The organism is Mesorhizobium silamurunense (genome assembly GCF_014843905.1).
GTDB lineage: Bacteria > Pseudomonadota > Alphaproteobacteria > Rhizobiales > Rhizobiaceae > Mesorhizobium > Mesorhizobium silamurunense.
Genome location: NZ_LPVS01000080.1, coordinates 1 through 18,937, shown reverse-complemented (window position 1 = coordinate 18,937; position 18,937 = coordinate 1). Strand labels below are relative to the sequence as shown.

At 64.5% G+C, this 18,937-nt stretch carries 19 protein-coding genes; 8 read left to right on the top strand and 11 right to left on the bottom strand.

The features are described from left to right. The first annotated feature begins 190 nt into the window (after positions 1-190). The 5 genes from AU465_RS22945 to AU465_RS22925 all read left to right on the top strand — a co-directional run bounded on the left by AU465_RS22945 (position 191) and on the right by AU465_RS22925 (position 5,777). The gene (locus AU465_RS22945) at positions 191-1,345 is read left to right on the top strand and encodes an ABC transporter substrate-binding protein (protein ID WP_192253435.1); all 1,155 of its coding nucleotides are present in this window, start codon (positions 191-193) and stop codon (positions 1,343-1,345) included. A 215-nt stretch (positions 1,346-1,560) separates the two neighbouring features. Then, complete coding sequence (locus AU465_RS22940) at positions 1,561-2,559, top strand: ABC transporter ATP-binding protein (RefSeq protein ID WP_192253432.1); 999 nt, start codon at positions 1,561-1,563, stop codon at positions 2,557-2,559. 14 nt (positions 2,560-2,573) lie between these two features. After that, on the top strand, positions 2,574-3,524 hold the full coding sequence (locus tag AU465_RS22935; RefSeq protein ID WP_210325215.1) for an ABC transporter permease: 951 nt from the start codon (positions 2,574-2,576) through the stop codon (positions 3,522-3,524). Then, a complete protein-coding gene (locus AU465_RS22930) occupies positions 3,514-4,329 on the top strand; it encodes an ABC transporter permease (RefSeq protein ID WP_192253426.1) in 816 nt (271 codons plus the stop codon). Before AU465_RS22935 ends, AU465_RS22930 begins: the two co-directional genes overlap by 11 nt. A gap of 20 nt (positions 4,330-4,349) precedes the next feature. Next, positions 4,350-5,777: a gamma-aminobutyraldehyde dehydrogenase gene (locus tag AU465_RS22925; RefSeq protein WP_192253423.1), complete on the top strand. Its 1,428-nt coding sequence runs from the start codon at positions 4,350-4,352 to the stop codon at positions 5,775-5,777. Positions 5,778-5,913: 136 nt separating this feature from the next. On the opposite strand, the gene AU465_RS22920 is transcribed toward AU465_RS22925, so the two are convergent. The 10 genes from AU465_RS22920 to AU465_RS22875 all read right to left on the bottom strand — a co-directional run bounded on the left by AU465_RS22920 (position 5,914) and on the right by AU465_RS22875 (position 16,155). Then, entirely contained in the window at positions 5,914-6,228 is a 315-nt protein-coding gene (locus tag AU465_RS22920) for a hypothetical protein (RefSeq protein ID WP_192253420.1), read from the bottom strand. Between the two features lie 40 nt (positions 6,229-6,268). Beyond that, on the bottom strand, positions 6,269-6,631 hold the full coding sequence (locus tag AU465_RS22915; protein WP_192253417.1) for a nuclear transport factor 2 family protein: 363 nt from the start codon (positions 6,629-6,631) through the stop codon (positions 6,269-6,271). 77 nt (positions 6,632-6,708) lie between these two features. Continuing rightward, complete coding sequence (locus AU465_RS22910; RefSeq protein WP_192253414.1) at positions 6,709-7,182, bottom strand: carboxymuconolactone decarboxylase family protein; 474 nt, start codon at positions 7,180-7,182, stop codon at positions 6,709-6,711. A 108-nt stretch (positions 7,183-7,290) separates the two neighbouring features. Further along, positions 7,291-8,844 carry an alpha/beta fold hydrolase gene (locus AU465_RS22905; protein WP_192253411.1) on the bottom strand — a complete coding sequence of 518 codons (1,554 nt, stop codon included), beginning with the start codon at positions 8,842-8,844 and terminating at the stop codon, positions 7,291-7,293. A 124-nt stretch (positions 8,845-8,968) separates the two neighbouring features. Continuing rightward, on the bottom strand, positions 8,969-9,283 hold the full coding sequence (locus tag AU465_RS22900; protein WP_192253407.1) for a formate dehydrogenase subunit delta: 315 nt from the start codon (positions 9,281-9,283) through the stop codon (positions 8,969-8,971). Then, complete coding sequence (gene fdhD / locus AU465_RS22895; protein ID WP_192253404.1) at positions 9,273-10,103, bottom strand: formate dehydrogenase accessory sulfurtransferase FdhD; 831 nt, start codon at positions 10,101-10,103, stop codon at positions 9,273-9,275. The genes AU465_RS22900 and fdhD overlap by 11 nt, the downstream gene beginning before the upstream one ends. Before the next feature lie 2 nt (positions 10,104-10,105). Beyond that, positions 10,106-13,018: a formate dehydrogenase subunit alpha gene (gene fdhF, locus AU465_RS22890; protein ID WP_192253401.1), complete on the bottom strand. Its 2,913-nt coding sequence runs from the start codon at positions 13,016-13,018 to the stop codon at positions 10,106-10,108. Positions 13,019-13,028: 10 nt separating this feature from the next. Next, positions 13,029-14,585, bottom strand: coding sequence for a formate dehydrogenase beta subunit (locus AU465_RS22885; RefSeq protein ID WP_192253398.1), 1,557 nt, complete (start codon positions 14,583-14,585; stop codon positions 13,029-13,031). After that, positions 14,582-15,061, bottom strand: a complete 480-nt coding sequence (locus AU465_RS22880; RefSeq protein ID WP_210325213.1) for a formate dehydrogenase subunit gamma — start codon at positions 15,059-15,061, stop codon at positions 14,582-14,584. The genes AU465_RS22885 and AU465_RS22880 overlap by 4 nt, the downstream gene beginning before the upstream one ends. A 194-nt stretch (positions 15,062-15,255) precedes the next feature. Next, the gene (locus AU465_RS22875) at positions 15,256-16,155 is read right to left on the bottom strand and encodes a LysR family transcriptional regulator (protein ID WP_192253395.1); all 900 of its coding nucleotides are present in this window, start codon (positions 16,153-16,155) and stop codon (positions 15,256-15,258) included. A 155-nt stretch (positions 16,156-16,310) separates the two neighbouring features. Between AU465_RS22875 and AU465_RS22870 the strand changes: the two genes are divergently transcribed. Together AU465_RS22870 and AU465_RS22865 are read left to right on the top strand one after the other, a co-directional pair. Then, positions 16,311-16,952 carry a DUF47 domain-containing protein gene (locus AU465_RS22870; RefSeq protein ID WP_126089611.1) on the top strand — a complete coding sequence of 214 codons (642 nt, stop codon included), beginning with the start codon at positions 16,311-16,313 and terminating at the stop codon, positions 16,950-16,952. Between the two features lie 2 nt (positions 16,953-16,954). Continuing rightward, the gene (locus AU465_RS22865; RefSeq protein WP_192253392.1) at positions 16,955-17,959 is read left to right on the top strand and encodes an inorganic phosphate transporter; all 1,005 of its coding nucleotides are present in this window, start codon (positions 16,955-16,957) and stop codon (positions 17,957-17,959) included. A 27-nt stretch (positions 17,960-17,986) separates the two neighbouring features. Here the strand turns inward: AU465_RS22865 and AU465_RS22860 are convergent, their stop codons facing one another. Beyond that, positions 17,987-18,364 carry a VOC family protein gene (locus AU465_RS22860; RefSeq protein WP_192253389.1) on the bottom strand — a complete coding sequence of 126 codons (378 nt, stop codon included), beginning with the start codon at positions 18,362-18,364 and terminating at the stop codon, positions 17,987-17,989. A 250-nt stretch (positions 18,365-18,614) separates the two neighbouring features. On the opposite strand from AU465_RS22860, the gene AU465_RS22855 reads away from it, so the two are divergent. After that, a partial coding sequence (locus AU465_RS22855; RefSeq protein ID WP_192253386.1) for an iron-sulfur cluster assembly protein occupies positions 18,615-18,937 on the top strand: 323 nt, incomplete at its 3' end.

The following is an 18,937-nucleotide window of genomic DNA, read 5'->3' as shown; positions in this document are numbered from 1 at the left end:
ATCCGATATCGCCTTTCTGATAAATGAATTTGCGAAACCGGATTTTTCACAGCACCTTTCGCCCAGGAAACAAAGCCGCTCGGGAACGCGGCTGTCAGGGCAGTTAGAGCTCTGGCGTTCAGGTTTGCGCATGATCCTTTCCGAAAACCGGACCGGTTTCGGGGTCATGCGCCAAAATGGGAGATCGATGATGAATGCATTCCTGAAGTCATGCACGGCGTTGACGGTTGCGCTGACCTTCTCGGGTCAGGCGATCGCCCAGGTCAAGGAGCTCGGCAAGGGCGAGGGCGAGCTCAATATCGTTGCCTGGCCGGGCTATATCGAGCGCGGCGAGACCGACAAGAACTATGACTGGGTGTCCGCTTTCGAGAAGGAGACCGGCTGCAAGGTCAACGTCAAGACCGCCAACACGTCGGACGAGATGGTCTCGCTGATGAACGAGGGCGGCTTCGACCTGGTGACGGCTTCGGGTGATGCTTCGCTGCGCCTCGTCGCCGGCAAGCGCGTGCAGCCGATCAACACGGACCTCATCAAGAGCTGGAAGACGGTCGACGACCGCCTGAAGGAGGCGCCCTGGTTCACCGTCGACAAGGTGCATTACGGCGTTCCCTACCAGTGGGGCCCGAACATCCTGATGTACAACACCGATGTCTTCAAGGAAGCGCCCAAGAGCTGGAACGTCGTCTTCGAGGAGATGAAGCTGCCCGACGGCAAGTCGAACAAGGGCCGGGTGCAGGCCTATGACGGCCCGATCCACATTGCGGACGCCGCCAACTATCTGATGTTCCACAAGCCGGAACTGGGCATCAAGGACCCGTACGAACTCAACGAAGACCAGTACAAGGCGGCGCTCGACCTGCTGCGCACGCAGCGCACGCTGGTCGGCCGCTACTGGCACGATGCCGCGATCCAGGTGGACGACTTCCAGAACGAAGGCGTGGTAGCCTCCGGCTCGTGGCCCTATCAGGTGAACACGCTGGTCGCCGCCAAGAAGCCGGTCGCCTCGACCGTGCCGGAAGAGGGCGTCACCGGCTGGGCCGACACCACCATGATGGAAGCGGACGCCGCCCATCCGAACTGCGCCTATATGTGGCTCGAGCACTCGCTCTCGCCCAAGGTCCAAGGCGACGTCTCGTCCTGGTTCGGCTCGCTGCCGGTGGTGCCCGCCGCCTGCAAGACCAATGAGCTGCTCGGCGACGAGGGCTGCAAGACCAACGGCTACGACAATTTCGACAAGATCAAGTTCTGGAAGACGCCGGTCTCGAAATGCGCCAGCCAGAACGACCAGTGCGTGCCCTATTATCGCTGGGTGTCGGACTATATCGGCGTCATCGGCGGGCGGTGATCTTCCTTACCCTCCCCCTTGTGGGGAGGGTCGACGCGTAGCGTCGGGGTGGGGTTAGTGCGGCAGTTTTCGTGCCAATCACCCCTACCCGCGGCTGCGCCGCGACCTCCCCACAAGGGGGAGGTAGGGTGCCGCGCGAGCTAGCGAGCCGCTTTACTATCCGAAGCGGTGCAGGCGACGTCAAAAGACCAACCAGCAACTGACTGACAGGGCCCATGACCTCCGCCGTTTCCTTCAAACAAGTCTCGCGCCATTTCGGCAGCGTGCGCGCCGTCGACGCGGTCGATCTCGAGATCGCGCCGGGCGAGTTCTTCGCCATGCTCGGCCCGTCTGGCTCCGGCAAGACGACCTGCCTCAGGCTGATCGCCGGCTTCGAGCAGCCGACGGCAGGCTCGATCTCCATCTTCGGCGAGCGTGCCGAGGGCGTCCCGCCCTACCGCCGCAACGTCAACACCGTGTTCCAGGACTACGCGCTGTTCCCGCATCTGAATGTGCTCGACAATGTCGCCTACGGCCTGATGGTCAAGGGCGTCGGCAAGGCTGAGCGGCTGAAGGCTTCGGAAGAGGCGCTCTCGCTGGTGCGGCTGTCGGGCTATGGCGCCCGCCGCCCCGGCCAGCTCTCCGGCGGCCAGCGCCAGCGCGTCGCGCTCGCGCGTGCGCTCGTCAACCAGCCCAAGGTGCTGCTGCTCGACGAGCCGCTCGGCGCGCTCGACCTCAAGCTGCGCGAGAACATGCAGGAAGAGCTGAAGTCGCTGCAGAAGGTGCTCGGCATCACCTTCGTCTTCGTCACCCACGACCAGGGCGAGGCGCTGTCGATGGCCGACCGCGTCGCCGTCTTCAACGACGGCAGGATCATGCAGGTCGGCACGCCCGAGGATATCTACCAGCGGCCGAAAACGCGCTTCGTCGCCGACTTCGTCGGTTCCTCCAATGTGCTGCCGCCGGATTTCGTCCAGCGCTACTCCGGCCAGCATCGCTGGGGAAGTCTCAGGCCTGAATCCATCCGCGTCTCAAGCGCGACGAGCGGCGACGGCGTTGCCGCGCGCCTGGTCGGGACCAATTACCTGGGCGCCACGACAAGGCTCGCGCTCGATGCCGATGGGCTGCGCCTGCATGCGGTCGTGCCCGCCGGCGCTGCCCTGCCGCAGGAAGGCGAGGCTGTCATGCTGACCTTCAATCGCGAGAGCCTTCATTTGATGGACGAGCCGGCATGAGCCTCGATGCTGCGATGCCACGTGCCACGGCCCCCGCCATCCTGCCGGGCAGCGGCGGCCTGCGCGGCGCGCTCTCAGATCTGTTCTGGCGCCGGCCGAAGCTTCTGCTTTTCCTGATGCTGCTGCCGCCGGTCCTGTGGCTGGGCATCGTCTATATCGGCTCGCTCTTCGCGCTGCTGGCGCAGAGCTTCTTCTCCATCGACGAGTTTTCCGGCCTCATCAACCGCGAATTCACGCTGAAGACCTATGGCGACCTGTTCCAGGCCGCCAATCTCGACATCATCATGCGTACCGTGACGATGGCCGCACTCGTCACGCTCGCCTCGGCGATCGTCGCCTTCCCCATCGCCTATTATGCGGCGCGATACGCGCGCGGCCGCTGGAAGGCGCTGTTCTATCTCGGCGTCATGCTGCCGCTGTGGTCGAGCTACCTGGTCAAGATCTACGCCTGGAAGCTGATCCTCGCCAAGGAAGGCATCCTCACCTGGCTGCTCGCCAAGCTGAATCTTTTGTGGCTGCTCGATGCCTGGCTGTCGCTGCCCATCGTCGGCGGCAATTCGCTGTCGGTGTCCTTCACCGGTACTTTCATCGTCTTCGTCTATGTCTGGCTGCCTTTCATGATCCTCCCCGTTCAGGCGGCGCTCGAACGAGTGCCCGGCAATCTGGTCGAGGCCTCGTCGGATCTCGGCGCCTCGCCCGGCCAGACTTTTCGCAACGTGCTGTTCCCGCTGGCGCTGCCCGGCATCGTCGCCGGCTCGATCTTCACCTTCTCGCTGACGCTCGGCGACTACATCATCCCGCAGATCATCGGGACCTCGCGGCTTTTCATCGGCCAGGCCGTCTATTCGCAGCAGGGCACCGCCGGCAACATCCCGCTCGCCGCCGCCTTCACCGTGGTGCCCATCGTCATCATGGGCTTCTACCTCTGGGGCGCCAAGCGCATGGGGGCCTTCGATGCGCTCTGACCGCGGCCAGTCCGCTCCGCTCGGCCTGAAGATCGCCGCCGCCTGCGGCCTGCTCTTCCTGCACCTGCCGATCCTGCTGATCTTCGTCTACGCCTTCACAACCGAGGAGAAGAGCTTCGTCTGGCCGCCGCCGGGGCTCACCACGCAATGGTTCGCCGTCACCTGGAACCGGCCGGATGTGTGGGAGGCGCTGTCGCTGTCGATCCGCGTCGCGGCCATCTCCACGGCGATCGCGCTGGTGTTGGGCACGCTCTGTGCCGCCGCGGTCTCGCAGACGCGCTTCTTCGGCCGCGAGACCATTTCGTTGCTCGTCATCCTGCCGATCGCGCTGCCCGGCATCATCACCGGCATTGCGCTGCGCTCCGCCTTTGCGCTCGCCGACATCCCGTTCTCGTTCTGGACGATCGTGCTCGGCCACGCCACCTTCTGCGTGGTCGTCGTCTACAACAACGCCGTCGCCCGCTTCCGCCGCACCTCCGGCTCGATGATCGAGGCCTCGATGGATCTCGGCGCCGACGGCTTCCAGACTTTCCGGCATATCGTGCTGCCCAACATCGCAACCGCCCTGCTTGCCGGCGGCATGCTCGCCTTCGCGCTGTCCTTCGACGAGGTCATCGTCACCACTTTCACCGCCGGCCAGCAGCAGACGGTGCCGATCTGGATGCTGGAAGAACTGATCCGCCCGCGCCAGCGTCCGGTCACCAATGTCGTCGCCATGGTGGTCGTGCTGGTGACGCTGCTGCCGATCCTTTTTGCCTACTACCTGACCCGCGACGGCGACCAGATAGCCGGCTCGGGCAAATAACCGAATAAGGGAGAAACCCCATGGACACTCAAATGCTCATCGGCTCGAAATTCGAGAAGGGCACCGAAACCGAGGAGCCGATCCTCAATCCGAAGACCGGGGCGACCATCCTCAACTTGGCCGAAGCGAGCCCGGCGCAGATCGAGGTAGCGGTCGCGGCGGCCGGGAAGGCTTTCGCCAGCTGGTCGCGCACGACGCCTGCGCAGCGCTCCGGCTATCTCTTGAAGATTGCCGACCGCATCGAGGCCGAAGCCAAGGAGTTCGCGGCGCTCGAGGCGCTGAACTGCGGCAAGCCGATCAATGCCGTGCTCAACGACGAGATCCCGGCGATCGTCGATTGCTATCGCTTCTTCGCCGGCGCGGTGCGCTCGATGCCCGGCCAGGTCGCCGGCGAATATCTGCCCGGCCACACCTCGATGGTCCGGCGCGATCCGATCGGTATCGTCGCCTCCATCGCGCCCTGGAACTATCCGCTGATGATGATGGCCTGGAAGCTGGCGCCGGCGATAGGCGGCGGCAACACCGTCGTCTTCAAACCGTCGGAGCAGACGCCGCTGACGGCTCTGAAGCTGGCGAAGATCCTGTCGGAAATCCTGCCCGAGGGCGTCGTTAACGTCGTGCTCGGCCGCGGCGACAGCGTCGGCAACGCGCTGATCAACCATGCCAAGGTCAACATGATCTCCATCACCGGCGACGTCGCCACCGGCAAGAAGGTGCTGCAGGCGGCCGCCAAGTCGGTCAAGCGCACGCATCTGGAGCTCGGCGGCAAGGCGCCGGTCGTCGTCTTCGACGACGCCGACTTGGGCGCCGTGGTCAACGGCCTGCGCGCCTTCGGCTATTACAATGCCGGCCAGGACTGCACCGCCGCCTGCCGCATCTATGCCGGCAAGAAGATCTACGACAAGCTCGTCGCCGACCTCTCCTCGGCGGTCTCGACCATCAAGTACAATTTGCCCGACGACACCGAAAACGAGATCGGGCCGCTGATCTCGCGCCGCCAGCGCGACCGCGTGTCGAGCTTCGTCGAGCGCGCCTCGGAATTGAAGCACATCGAGATCACCACCGGCGGCAAGCCGGGCGAGGGCTCAGGCTTCTACTACCAGCCGACGGTCGTCGCCGGCGCGCTGCAGGAAGACGAGATCGTGCGCCGCGAGGTCTTCGGTCCGGTCGTCTCGGTGACCCGCTTCTCGGAGGTCGACGAAGCCGTGAACTGGGCGAACGACAGCGACTACGGTCTTGCTTCCTCTGTGTGGACCAGGGACGTCTCGCGCGCCATGGCGACCGCCGCGCGCCTGCAATATGGCTGCACCTGGATCAACACCCACTTCATGCTCACCAACGAGATGCCGCATGGAGGGCTCAAGCAGTCCGGCTACGGCAAGGACATGTCGCTCTACGCGCTGGAAGACTATACCGCCGTTCGCCACGTGATGGTCGCGCACGGGTGAATGTTTCCCTGTCCCCGTTTACGGGGAGAGGGTGGCCCGAAGGGCCGGATGAGGGGCAGCGCAGGCATTGCCGAGGCCGGCTCCGCCCTCATCTGCCTGCCGGCATCTTCTCCCTGTGAACGGGGAACGCCAAGCACTACTCCACGATCCGCAAGATCTGCCAAACGCTGGTGCCCGACACCACATAGGGCTCCAGTTCCTTGCCCCATTTGGCATGCGCGTCGATCTTGGCGATCTTGGCGAAGAATTCCTCCAACTGGGCTAGGGTCTCGACCTGGTGATGCGTCTCGATCGTCGCTTCGCGCGCGCCGATCGATCCGGTCATGATCTGGAACTTGAGGTCGGCGATGCCGACCTGCGAGCCGATCTCGCGTTCCCATTGCCGCATCATCTCGATCACGGTCTGCTTGTGGCCGAACTTGGCGTCGATCTGCCATCTGGCACTGAACATTTTGTTCTCCTCCCTGATTGCGGTTGAGCCCGCGGTTGATCTACTCGTCCCAGGCCTGCACGACAGTCTGCCGGGCGATGCGGCCGTTCTTCAGCTCCAGCATCGCCGCGCAGAACACCTTCGTGCCGTCCGGATAGGCGCAGGCTTGCGTGAAGGCGAGGCTGTCGCCCTCCGTGATCGTGGTGTCGACCTTGTGGGTCATCGCCCGGCTGCAGATGTCGTCCCAGAAGGTGCTGATCGCCGCGCGGCCGCGGATTTCGCGCGGCTTGCTCGGCGGGTTGTTGCGGTCGATCACCCGCACCAGCGCATCGTCATTGTAGAAGCTCGACAGCATTTTTCCGTCACGGCCTTCGATCGCCTTCTTGATCGCCGCGCCGTCCACTGTTTGTGTCTTGGTCAGCATTTTGATCTCCATGGCCCGTCTGACCGGGCGTTCGATGGGGGTGCTGCCCGGCGCCGTGCCGGGCAGCACCATGCCTTTCACTGCGACTTCGCCTTGACGGCCGCGAACAGGTCGTCGGTCTGCTTCTTGAAGGCGCTGAGGTCGACCTGGCTGCCGTTGAGCATCGTCGACCAGTGACGCACGATCGCCGCCATCGCTATCGTCTCCTTGATCTCCTCGTCGCTCGCGCCGTTGGCCTTGGCGGCCAGCGTGTGGAAATAGATGCAGTATTGGCAGGGGATCTGCGAGGCGACCGCAAGGCCCATCAGCTCCTTGGTCTTGCCGTCAAGCGCTGTGTTGGGATTGAGCTGCACGCCCTTGATCTCGGCCCAGGCGCCGGCAACGGCGACGTCCGGCAGCGTCTTGAACATGTCGGGCACCGAGCCGAGCGTGGCCTGGATGTCCTTGTAGGCGGCCGTTGCCGAAGCGTCTTCGGCCCGCGCCGGGGTGATGGCCAGCAATGCGCCTGCGGCAAATGCCAGCAATCCGATCTTGCGATGCAGTTTCAGCATTTCATCCTCCATTCGCAGTGCCGTCTCGGCGACATCGCCCGGCCTGCATGGGAAGAATTCGTAACCCTCAAGTCGCCTTCGCCGCTTCGCTCGAAAGCGCCATGGCTCTCATGGCCCGTCCGGGCCAGGATGCCTGGCCGAAAAGGCCGCCGCCGCCGCCCGCGACGGCAGGTCGAGCTTGAGCAATATGTTGGCGACGTGCCGCTTGACCGTGTGCTCGCTGAGCTTCAGCTCGGCGGCGATCGCCGCATTGCTCATGCCGTCCGCAATCAGGCTCACCACCTCGCTTTCCCGCGCCGTCAGTGCTGCCGGTTCCATGGCCCTGGGCTTGGGGCGGCAGGCCGGTTCCAGATGCTGTTCCGATGTCGCCTGGACCACCGGCAGCGGTTCGCCCAGCTCGTCGAGGCTGATGCGGCCGGCATCGACGAAATGCAGGCCGGAACCTATCGCAAGTTCGGCGACCAGCCGCGAAGCGAGGATGTCGCCGCGCCCGGCATGGACGGCGAGCTGCATCGTCACCCGCGCCGCCAGGCCGACCGGCTGGCCGCGCATTTCGATCTCGCCCACATGCACCCCTTGAGCACTTGCCACGCCGATCTGCTGCGCCGCGTCGCGCAGCGCCGCCGCGCAGCGTATGGCGCGGGCCGGCCCGTCGAAGCGCGAGATCATCAATTCGCCATGCGTGCCGGCGACGCGCCCGCCATGGCGGCCGACCAGCAGCCGCCATGTTTCCTGGAAGCGCTGGCTCCGCTCGCTCCACATGCGATCGCCGAGCTTGGCCGTATCGTAGATACGCGTCACCAGCAGCGCGGCGAGCACGCGCTCGGTGTCGGCCACCGCCGGCTGGCCGGTCAGGAACTCCTCGACCAAGTCGGCCACCCCGTCGACGTCCCCGGTCCAGATCGGATGGTCGCGCCCGGGAATCTCGACCAGCCGGGCGCCATGGATCTTCCTGGCGAGGAAGCGGCTGGCCTCCGGGTCGATGCGCGCGTCGTTGCGGCGATGGATGATCAGCGTCGGCGCGCTGATCGCGGACAGGACGCCGCGCACGTCGATCCCGGCATTCATGCGGGCAAGCGCCGTCGCGGCGGTCGGGCTCGCCGACAGCCGCTCGAACCGTGCCCACCATTGCGAAAAGTGCGGATCGTCCACCCGGCCTGGCGCGAAATTGGGCAACGTGGCGCCGGTGCCCCAGGATGTCTCCGCTGTCTCGATGAAGGCTTCCAGCCGCTCAGGCGGCATCACCCATTTGTGGAAATGCGCATAGCCGCCATAGAGCACCAGCGCCCGCGTCCGCTCGGGGTAGGTCGCCGCGAACAGCATCGCCATCGGCGCTCCTTCCGAGGCGCCGAGGAGCGCCGCGCGGCCGCTGCCGGCAGCGTCCATCACCGCGCGCACGTCGTCCATCCGGGTCTCCAGGCTGGGCAGATGACGGCTGTCGACACGATCGGAAAGTCCGGTGCCGCGCTTGTCGAACAGGATCAGACGCGAGAAGACCGAGAGCCGTTTCAAGAGTCGGCTGTAGCCTTCGTCCTCCCATTGCAGGTCGAGATTGGAAATGAATCCAGGCACGAAGACGAGATCGAACGAACCCTGGCCGACCACCTGGTAGGCGATCCGCACATCTGCGCTACGGGCGTATCTGGTCTCGATAGGCCTCACGCAACTGCCCCGCCGGCCAGACGATTTCCTGTCTGCGACCATAGCAGAACCCCGCCACGCGCGGCAGACAAACTTTAGAGATCGAAAATGTTAGACCTTTGGCGCCGATGGCGCGCGGCAGCTCTTATTTGTGCGGAGCGGCGCCCTCGGCCTCGGGGGGCCTGGTATAGCCGAGGCTCTTGTCGGCCTGTTCGGGCGTCTTGGGCCGCTTGATCCTGGCCGAGGCGGCGATCACCAGGTCGTCGAAATCCTCTGGGTCGCCGTCGAGCAACTCGAAGAACTGCCGCCGCATCCGCGGCTCCCAGAACTTGTTGATGTGCTCGGCAACGCCGGTAATGCCTTCCTCGCGCGGCTTCGAATGGAAGAAGGTGGCGATCTGGTTGGCCATGCGCACCAGCTTTTCCCTGGTGTTGGCGATATGGTCTTCGTCATGCGACATGCTTGGCAACTCCGCAAGCCACCCGGTCAGGGTGGGTGAAAATATCGAAATCGTCGCCGCGCACCAGCGCCACCAGCGTCATGCCGGCGGCCTCTGCCGTGCGGATGGCAAGTGCTGTCGGCGCCGAGACGGCCATGATGATCGGCGCGCCGATGGCGGCCGTCTTTTGCACCATCTCCACCGACACGCGCGAAGTGACGACGACTGCACCGCTCGCGCCGTCGATGCCGGCTTTCGCCAGCGCGCCGGCAAGCTTGTCCAGCGCGTTGTGGCGGCCGACATCCTCGCGCGCCATCACGACGCCCTTGCCGGGAACATAGAAGCCCGCGGCATGCACCGCGCCGGTCTCCGTATGCAGCGGCTGCAGCTTAGACAGCAGCCTGACCGAACGGGTGACGTCCTCGGCCTCAAGCGTAAGCTTCGACGAACCGACCGCGTCGACCGAGCGCATCGCTTCCTCGATGGATTCGATGCCGCACAAGCCGCAGCCGACCGGTCCGGCCAGCCTGCGCCGCCGCGCCTGGAAGCGCGTGTTCGCCTTGTCTTTCAGCTTGATCTGGATATCGATGCCGGCGCCGAGATCCTCGACCTCGATCGCCTCGATCTCTTTCGGGTCGCCAACGATGCCTTCGGTCAGCGAGAAGCCCAGCGCGAAATCCTCGAAATCGGCGGGGCTCGCCATCATCACGGCGTGCGTGGTGCCGGCATAGGAGAACGCCACCGGCGTCTCCTCCGGCACCATGCGGTTCGCCGCCGCGGTGCCGCCGGCGCGACGCGCCAGCCGCGAGATTTGCGTCGTTGCTTTGCGGCGCGCGGCCAAGGTTACTCCGCCGCCTGCAACGGAGCGATCCGCCGGCTCTGGCGCGCCTGCTCGTTATAGTCCTTCTGCCAGTCGGTCGGGCCGTTGGACGGCGCCACCTGCACGGCGGTGACCTTGTATTCCGGACAGTTGGTCGCCCAGTCCGAGAAGTCGGTGGTGATCACATTCGCCTGCGTATCAGGATGGTGGAAGGTCGTGTAGACGACGCCCGGCGAGACGCGATCGGTGATCAGCGCCCGCAGCGTGGTTTCGCCGGAGCGGCTTGCCAGCCGCACCCAGTCGCCATCGCGGATGCCGCGGTTCTCGGCATCGTGCGGATGGATCTCCAACCGGTCCTCGGCATGCCACATGACATTCTCGGTGCGCCGGGTCTGCGCGCCGACATTGTATTGCGAGAGAATCCGCCCGGTCGTGAGCAGCAGCGGGTAACGCGGACCCGTCCGCTCGTCCGTCGCCACATATTCGGTGCGGATGAACTTGCCCTTGCCGCGCACGAAGCCGTCGACATGCATGATCGGCGTGCCGAGCGGCGCCTTCTCGTTGCAGGGCCACTGCACCGATCCGACACGGTCGAGCAGATCGAAGGAAACGCCGGCGAAGCTCGGCGTCGTCTTGGCGATCTCGTCCATGATCTCGGAGGGATGCGCGTAGTTCCAGTCGAGCCCGATGGCGCGGGCAAGCTCCTGCGTCGCCTCCCAGTCGGCATAGCGCGCCTTCGGCTCCAACACCTTGCGCACCATGTTGATGCGGCGCTCGGCATTGGTGAAGGTGCCGTCCTTCTCCAGGAAGGTCGAGCCCGGCAGGAAGACATGCGCGTAGTTCGCCGTCTCGTTGAGGAAGAGGTCGTGCACGACGACGCATTCCATCGCGGCGAGGCCAGCGGCGACATGCTTGGTGTCGGGGTCGGACTGCAGGATGTCCTCGCCCTGGATGTAGATGCCCTTGAACGAGCCGTCGACGGCGGCATCCAGCATGTTGGGGATGCGCAGGCCGGGCTCTTCGTCCAGCTTCACGCCCCACAGGCTCTCATAGATGTCGCGCACGGCCTCGCCCGAGATGTGGCGATAACCCGGCAGCTCATGCGGGAAGGAGCCCATGTCGCAGGAACCCTGCACATTGTTCTGGCCGCGCAGCGGGTTCACGCCGACGCCCGGACGGCCGATATTGCCGGTGGCCATGGCAAGGTTGGCGATCGCCATCACCGTGGTCGAGCCCTGACTGTGTTCGGTGACGCCGAGACCGTAATAGATCGCGCCGTTGCCGCCCTTGGCGTAGAGCCGCGCAGCACCCCGGATCAACTCGGGATCGACGCCGGAGAGCTTGCCGACCGTCTCCGGGCTATTCTCCGGCAGGGCGACGAAGGACGCCCAGTCCTGGAACTCGGCCCAGTCGCAGCGCTCGCGGATGAAGGCTTCGTCGAACAGGCCCTCGGTGACGATGACATGCGCCAGCGCCGTCAGCACCGCCACGTTGGTGCCTGGCTTCAACGGCAGGTGATAGTCCGCTTCGACATGTGTCGACTTCACCATCTCGGTGCGGCGCGGGTCGAGCACGATCAGCTTGGCGCCCTGGCGCAGCCGCTTCTTCAGCCGCGAGGCGAAGACCGGATGGGCGGAAACCGGATTGGCGCCGATGATGACGGCGACGTCGGTGAACTCGACCGAGTCGAAATCCTGCGTGCCGGCCGAGGTGCCGTAGGTCTGGCCGAGGCCGTAACCGGTCGGCGAGTGACAGACGCGGGCGCAGGTGTCGACATTGTTGTTGCGGAAGCCCTGGCGCACCAGCTTCTGGACGAGATAGGTCTCCTCATTCGTGCAGCGCGAGGAGGTGATGCCGCCGATGGCGCTGCGTCCGTACTGGTACTGGATGCGGCGGAATTCCTTGGCGGTATGGGCGATCGCCTCTTCCCAGCTCACCTCGCGCCAGGGATCGCTGATCTTCTCCCGGATCATCGGCGACAGGATGCGGTCCTTGTGGGTGGCATAGCCATAGGCGAAACGGCCCTTCACGCAGGAATGGCCGTGGTTCGCCTTGCCGTCCTTGTAGGGCATCATGCGGATGACCTCGTCACCCTTCACTTCTGCCTTGAACGAGCAGCCGACGCCGCAATAGGCGCAGGTGGTGACGGCCGAGCGTTCCGGCATGCCCTTCTCGAGCACCGTCTTCTCGCGCAGCGCATCAGTCGGGCAGGCCTGCACGCAGGCGCCGCAGGAGACGCATTCGGAAGCGATGAAGTCTTCATGCATGCCGGCGACCATGCGCGATTCGAAGCCGCGGCCCTCGATGGTCAGCGCGAAGGTGCCCTGCACCTCTTCGCAGGCGCGCACGCAGCGCGAGCAGACGATGCACTGCGCCGGGTCGTAGGTGAAATAGGGGTTGGATTCGTCGCGGGCGATGTAGTCGACGGCCAGCGAGCCATGGCCGGGCGCCACGCCGTTCTCTTGCCTAACGTGGTTGCGGCCTTCGACGCCGTAGCGGTTCTCGGCGAGGCCGACCGACTTCGCCACCGCGTCGAACTCGCTGGCGCCGGTTCCGGCCTTCTCGTTCCAGCCGGCCGGATGGTCGGAAACGTAGAGCTCCATGACGCCGCGGCGGATGGCGTCGAGCCGCTCGGACTGGGTGCGCACTACCATGCCCTCACCGACCGGCGTCGTGCAGGAAGCGGGCGTGCCGCCGCGGCCTTCGATCTCGACCAGGCAGACGCGGCACGAGCCGAACGAGTCCAGCATGTCGGTGGCGCAGAGTTTCGGGATCTCGACCCCGCCCTCCATCGCCGCGCGCATGATCGAGGTACCTTCCGGCACGGTGATGCTTTGCCCGTCGACGATCAGCGTGACCTGATTCGTCGCTTTCGACTCCGGCGTGCCGTAATCGATCTCTTCGATGAGTGTCGGGAAGTCGGCTTTGATATTCATCTGCCAGCTCCTATTCGGCAGCCACGCGCGTCGGCGCCGGCTTGAAATCCTCGGGGAAATGCGTGATCGAGCTCATCACCGGGTAGGGCGTGAAGCCGCCCAGCGCGCAGAGCGATCCGAACTTCATCGTGTTGCAGAGGTCGGTGACCAGAGCGAGGTTCTTCTCCGCCTCTATTCCCGCCGCGACCTTGTCGAGAACCTCCATGCCGCGCGTCGAGCCGATGCGGCAGGGCGTGCACTTGCCGCAGCTCTCGATGGCGCAGAACTCCATGGCGAAGCGCGCCTGCTTCATCATGTCGGCGCTGTCGTCGAACACGGTGATGCCGGCATGGCCGATCAGCCCGTCCTTGGCCGAGAAGGCCTCGTAGTCGAACGGCGTGTCGAAAAGCGCGCGCGGGAAATAGGCCCCGAGAGGGCCGCCGACCTGCACCGCTTTCACCGGACGTCCCGAAGCCGTGCCGCCGCCGATCTCGTCGACGATTTCGCCCAGCGTCAGGCCGAAGGCCGTTTCGAACAGCCCGCCATGCTTGACGTTACCGGCGATCTGGATCGGGATCGTGCCGCGCGAGCGGCCCATGCCGAAATCCTTGTAGTAGGCGGCGCCCTTGTCCATGATGATCGGCACAGAGGCGAGGCTGATGACGTTGTTGATCACCGTCGGCTTGCCGAACAATCCTTGAATGGCAGGCAGCGGCGGCTTGGCGCGCACCACGCCGCGCTTGCCTTCCAGGCTGTTGAGCAGCGAGGTTTCCTCGCCGCAGACATAGGCGCCGGCGCCGACGCGGATTTCCATGTCGAAGGCGTTGGGCGAGCCCAGCACATTGACGCCGAGCACGCCCGCCTTGCGGGCGATAGCGACGGCCTTGTTCATCGTCGCCACCGCATGCGGATATTCCGAGCGAATATAGACGAAGCCCTTGGTTGCGCCGGTGGCGATGCCGGCGATCGCCATGCCTTCGATCAGCACGAAGGGATCGCCTTCCATGATCATGCGGTCGGCGAAGGTGGCGCTGTCGCCCTCGTCGGCGTTGCAGACGATGTATTTGCGCTCGGAGGTCGTATCCAGCACCGTCTTCCATTTGATGCCGGTCGGGAAACCGGCGCCGCCGCGGCCGCGCAAGCCGGACTCGGTCACCTGTTTCACGATGTCGGCCGGCGCCATGGCGACCGCGTTCTCAAGACCCTTCAGGCCGCCATGCGACTTGTAGCTGTCGAGCGACAGCGGATCGATGACGCCGCAGCGGGCGAAGGTCAGCCGCGTCTGCTTGGCGAGGAAGGGGATCTTGTCGGGCGCGCCGAGCCAGCGCTTGTGATGGCCGCCCTTGAGGAAGCCGCTGTCGAACAGGCTCTTGACCTCCGACGGCTTCACCGGCCCGTAGGCGACGCGGCCCTCGGCGGTCGCCACCTCGATCATCGGCTCCAGGAAATAGGCGCCGCGCGAGCCGTTGCGCACGATCTTGGCTTCGACGCCGCGTTCCTTGAGCTCTTTCTCGATCGCTTTGGCGACTTTTTCGGCGCCGAGCGCCAGCGCGCCGGAATCGGCAGGGATGTAGATGCGCGGGATCATGAACGCACCTCCGCGACGATCTCTTCGATCTTCTCGTCGTCAAGCCGGCCGATCACTTCCCCGTCCAGCATCGCCGACGGCGAGCAGGCGCAAAGCCCGAGGCAATAGACCGGCTCCAGTGTAACCGATCCGTCACGGGTGGTCTCGTGGAAATCGATGCCGAGCAACTGCTTGACCTTGGCGGCGACGACGTCCGAGCCCATCGACTGGCAGGCTTCCGCCTGGCAGAGCTTCAGCACATGCCTGCCGGCGGGCTGGGCGCGAAAATCGTGATAGAAGGTGACGACGCCGTGCACTTCTGCCCTGGAGAGGTTCAGCCCGTCGGCAATGACCGGAAGTGCTGCCTGCGGCACATGGCCGAACTCCTCCTGGATGCCGTGGAGGATCGGCAGCAGCGGACCTTCGAGGTCCTTCAACTCCTCGATGATCGCCGCTATGCGCGACGCGATCTCGGTACTTGCAGGCTGCATCGGCATGCAGCGCCCTCCCTGGTCGTGGCGGCCCAATGTATGTCACCCCATCATATAGAGCGGTTTCGGGGCAACGACATGCACAGGGCGCAATATCGCTAAGTCCTTACGAAATCAGAGGAAACCCTCTAGATCAATAAAGCCGTCTCGTTGCTCGATAGAAATTTTCTATCAAAAACGCGCAGCCTGCATTGTCTAACCTAGCGGTGGGCGCGGAAATCGTCTGCCAGCGCCATTGCCTCGTCCAGCAGCGCCTGCACCAGCGGCGTATGCGGCTCGCGCGGCGCGGCCACCAGACCGACGGTGTGGCTGGCATCGGGCTCAACGATCGGAATGGCCCGGATCGGCTCTGAAAAGCCGAATGTTTCCGCGAGGTTGAGCGGCATGATCGACGACCATTTGCCGGTCCGGATATGCGAGAACAGCACGATCATCGAGTTGGATTCCAGCGTCGGCCGCACCTGCACGCCGGCTTCCGCCAGATGCTGGTCGATGATGCGCCGGTTCTGCATGTCCGGCGTCAGCAGGCACAGCGGCAACTGGCTGATCTCGGCCCACGTCACTTTGTCGCGGTCGGAATAGGGATTTCCGACTGCCGTGATCAGCTGGTAGCGCTCGTCATAGAGCGGCACGCTGGTCACCCGCCCGAGCGGTTCGTTGTCGAGATAGGTGATGCCGGCATCGACGTCGAAATTGCCGAGCAGCGACAACACCTCGATCGAGGTGCGCGACAGGATCGAGAAGGTGACGCCCGGATGCTTTTCGCGGAACGGCGTCGTCAGCCGCGCCACCATCGCCAAGGCGGTCGGGACGGCGGCGATGCGGATGCGGCCGGCAAGGCCGTGGCGCGCCGCCCGCATCTCCTCGCGCATGGTCCGTGAGTCGCCGACGATGCGGCGCGCCCAGACCAGCACCTGCTTGCCTTCCGGCGTCAGGCCCTGGAAGCGCGAACCGCGCAGCACCAGCATGACGCCGAGCTGTTCCTCGAGCTGCTTGATGCCGGCCGACAGTGTCGGCTGGGTGACGCCGCACACTTCGGCCGCGCGGCCGAAATGCTCTTCCTTGGCTAAAGCGATGAAGAATTCCAGCTTGTCGATCATATCATCCGATCCACGGTTTGCCCAAGGTCGGGGAAATCGTCTTGCCGCGCAAGACACACGCATAATCGGACCTCGTCCACATTTTTGAGCCGGCTATCTGTTTTCCCGCGCCGCGCATGGCGCTATGTGGGATAAGCGGAAGCAGGGAGGACGAGATGCTGGGTTGGTTTCGCAGGCTGTTGCCGCGCGAGGATCGCTTCTTCGAGCTGTTCGAACGGCATTCGCGCACGGTGGTCGGCGGCGCCGAGGCGCTTGAGCAGCTTCTCCAGGGCAGGGACATCGACCGCTGGTGTCAGAAGATCGTCGATCTGGAGGACGAAGCGGACGGCATTACCGCGGAGGTCCTGCTTGCCGTCAGGCGCTCCTTCATCACGCCCTTCGACCGCGGCGACATCAAGGATCTGATCCAGTCGATGGATGATGCCATCGACACGATGCACAAGGCCGTCAAGACGGTGAAATTGTTCGAGATGAGGGAATTCGATCCGCTGATGCGGGAAATGGGCGGCGTCATCGTCCAGGCCGCCCGACTGGTCGCAGAGGCGATCCCGCTGCTCGGCAAGGTGGGCGCAAACGCCGCGCGGCTCAATGCCATTGCCGAAGAGGTCATGCGCGTCGAGGGCCGTGCCGACGACTTGCATGAGCAGGGTCTCAAGGATCTGTTCAAGCGGCACGGCCGCAGCGACCCCATGGCCTATCTAATCGGTTCCGAGATCTATGGCCAACTGGAAAAGGTGGTCGACCGTTTCGAGGACGTCGCCAACGAGATCAGCGGCATCGTCATCGAGAACGTGTAGCGATGGACGCCACGATCGCCTTTCCCTTGCTGGTCGGCCTCGTAGCAGTGGCGCTGTTCTTCGATTTCTTGAACGGCCTGCACGATGCCGCCAATTCGATCGCGACCATCGTCTCCACCCGTGTGCTCAGACCGCACTACGCGGTGTTCTGGGCCGCTTTCTTCAATTTCATCGCCTTCCTGTTCTTCGGCCTGCATGTCGCCGAGACGGTGGGAAAAGGCATCGTCGATGCCGACATCGTGACACCGGCGGTGATCTTCGCCGCGCTTGTCGGCGCCATCTTCTGGAACATCGTCACCTGGATCGCCGGCATTCCGTCGAGCAGCTCGCATGCGCTGATCGGCGGACTGGTCGGCGCCGGCGTCGCCAAGGCCGGAACGGGCGCCATCGTCTGGTCCGGGCTCGGCAAGACGGTCGCGGCGATCGTCCTCTCGCCGGCGACCGGATTCGTGCTGGCGCTTGTCCTCATCCTCGTCGTCTCATGGCTGTTCGTGCGGCAGACGCCGTTCGCGGTCGATAACAGCTTTCGCGTCCTACAATTCTTCTCGGCGTCCCTCTATTCGCTGGGGCACGGCGGCAATGACGCGCAGAAGACCATGGGCATCATCGCCGTGCTGCTCTATTCGCAAGGCATGCTCGGCCAGAGCTTCTACGTGCCGCTCTGGGTGGTCATCACCTGCCAGTCGGCCCTGGCGCTGGGCACGCTGCTCGGAGGCTGGCGCATCGTTCACACCATGGGCTCGAAGATCACGCGGCTCAATCCCATGCAGGGCTTCTGCGCCGAGACCGGCGGTGCGATCACGCTTTTTGCCGCCACCTGGCTCGGCGTTCCGGTGTCGACCACCCACACAATAACAGGAGCCATCATCGGCGTGGGCGCTGCCCGCCGCGTCTCGGCTGTGCGCTGGGGCATAGCCGGCAATATCGTCGTGGCATGGGTCATCACCCTGCCGGCGACGGCGGCGATTTCGGCGTTGACCTACCTCGCCACGCGGTTGGCCGCATGATGCGGCCTGCCGCGTCTGAGGGCGAAGCTATTTGCCCACGAGATTTAAAATGTTCCCGTCGGGATCCTTGAACCAGGCGACTTTCATGCCGTGGCCGACATGAATATCACCTTCGAGCGATAGGCCGGGCATGTCGTAGTGCTCGAAGGTGACGCCCTTCGACCGCAGCGACTTGACCATCGGCTCGATCTGGTCGCCGACCTCCCAGGTTACCGCGGTCGCCTTGTTGGTCCCGGCGAATTGCGAATGATAGACGTTGATAAGCGTGTCGCCGCTTTTGTAGACGATCAGTTCGCCGCCCATGTCGTCAACCTGCTTGAGGCCCAGTGTTCCCACGTAGAAAGCCTTGGCCCTCTCCAGGTCCTTCACCGCGAGATTGGCTGTGGCATTGCTGTGTTCGAGCATGACTGTCTCCTTTCTCCATCGGCTGCTCCCTGCTGGCTGCCGCCGAAACCAGGAAGATAGCGTTGCATTGTCTTCTGGCGACCGCAGCCTGTGCAGTCGGGATGCGTCTTTCTGGAAGACGAAAGGCGCCCGCAAAACCCGACACGCGAGTGCAAGTTTTTGAAGGCATGTCGCCGCAAATGCCGTTCCGAAGCTTGGTTCTCTCCGGGAACTGCATTATCTGAACCGGCAAACGCTTGGGAAAAAGCTCATGTCCGTCAGCAAAGAAACCGTCATCGAGCGCCTGAAGACGGTCAATGGACCGGATTTCACCGGCAATATCGTCGACCTCGGCCTGGTCTCGGAGATTTTCATCGCCGACTCCAAGGTGTTCTTCTCGATAACCGTTCCCGCCGCCCGCGCGCAGGAGATGGAACCGCTGCGCGCCGCCGCCGAGCGGGTGGTGAAAGCCATCCCCGGCGTCGTCAACGCCGTCGTCGCGCTGACGGCGGAGAAGAAGGGCGGCGGCATGGAAGCACCGGTTCGGCCGCGCCCGGCTCCGCAGGCAGCGCCGCCGCGGCCCGCGCCACAGGC

What these genes read in the sequence shown, in the direction of transcription:
- AU465_RS22920 (WP_192253420.1), bottom strand. Translation starts at nt 6,228, where the DNA reads ATGTTCAGTGCCAGATGGCAGATCGACGCCAAGTTCGGCCACAAGCAG.
- AU465_RS22880 (WP_210325213.1), bottom strand. Translation starts at nt 15,061, where the DNA reads ATGCCGATGCAGCCTGCAAGTACCGAGATCGCGTCGCGCATAGCGGCG.
- AU465_RS22915 (WP_192253417.1), bottom strand. Translation starts at nt 6,631, where the DNA reads ATGCTGACCAAGACACAAACAGTGGACGGCGCGGCGATCAAGAAGGCG.
- AU465_RS22935 (WP_210325215.1), top strand. Translation starts at nt 2,574, where the DNA reads ATGCCACGTGCCACGGCCCCCGCCATCCTGCCGGGCAGCGGCGGCCTG.
- AU465_RS22870 (WP_126089611.1), top strand. Translation starts at nt 16,311, where the DNA reads ATGCTGGGTTGGTTTCGCAGGCTGTTGCCGCGCGAGGATCGCTTCTTC.
- AU465_RS22860 (WP_192253389.1), bottom strand. Translation starts at nt 18,364, where the DNA reads ATGCTCGAACACAGCAATGCCACAGCCAATCTCGCGGTGAAGGACCTG.
- AU465_RS22900 (WP_192253407.1), bottom strand. Translation starts at nt 9,283, where the DNA reads ATGTCGCATGACGAAGACCATATCGCCAACACCAGGGAAAAGCTGGTG.
- AU465_RS22885 (WP_192253398.1), bottom strand. Translation starts at nt 14,585, where the DNA reads ATGATCCCGCGCATCTACATCCCTGCCGATTCCGGCGCGCTGGCGCTC.
- fdhF (WP_192253401.1), bottom strand. Translation starts at nt 13,018, where the DNA reads ATGAATATCAAAGCCGACTTCCCGACACTCATCGAAGAGATCGATTAC.
- AU465_RS22930 (WP_192253426.1), top strand. Translation starts at nt 3,514, where the DNA reads ATGCGCTCTGACCGCGGCCAGTCCGCTCCGCTCGGCCTGAAGATCGCC.
- AU465_RS22940 (WP_192253432.1), top strand. Translation starts at nt 1,561, where the DNA reads ATGACCTCCGCCGTTTCCTTCAAACAAGTCTCGCGCCATTTCGGCAGC.
- AU465_RS22865 (WP_192253392.1), top strand. Translation starts at nt 16,955, where the DNA reads ATGGACGCCACGATCGCCTTTCCCTTGCTGGTCGGCCTCGTAGCAGTG.
- AU465_RS22945 (WP_192253435.1), top strand. Translation starts at nt 191, where the DNA reads ATGAATGCATTCCTGAAGTCATGCACGGCGTTGACGGTTGCGCTGACC.
- AU465_RS22875 (WP_192253395.1), bottom strand. Translation starts at nt 16,155, where the DNA reads ATGATCGACAAGCTGGAATTCTTCATCGCTTTAGCCAAGGAAGAGCAT.
- AU465_RS22925 (WP_192253423.1), top strand. Translation starts at nt 4,350, where the DNA reads ATGGACACTCAAATGCTCATCGGCTCGAAATTCGAGAAGGGCACCGAA.
- AU465_RS22910 (WP_192253414.1), bottom strand. Translation starts at nt 7,182, where the DNA reads ATGCTGAAACTGCATCGCAAGATCGGATTGCTGGCATTTGCCGCAGGC.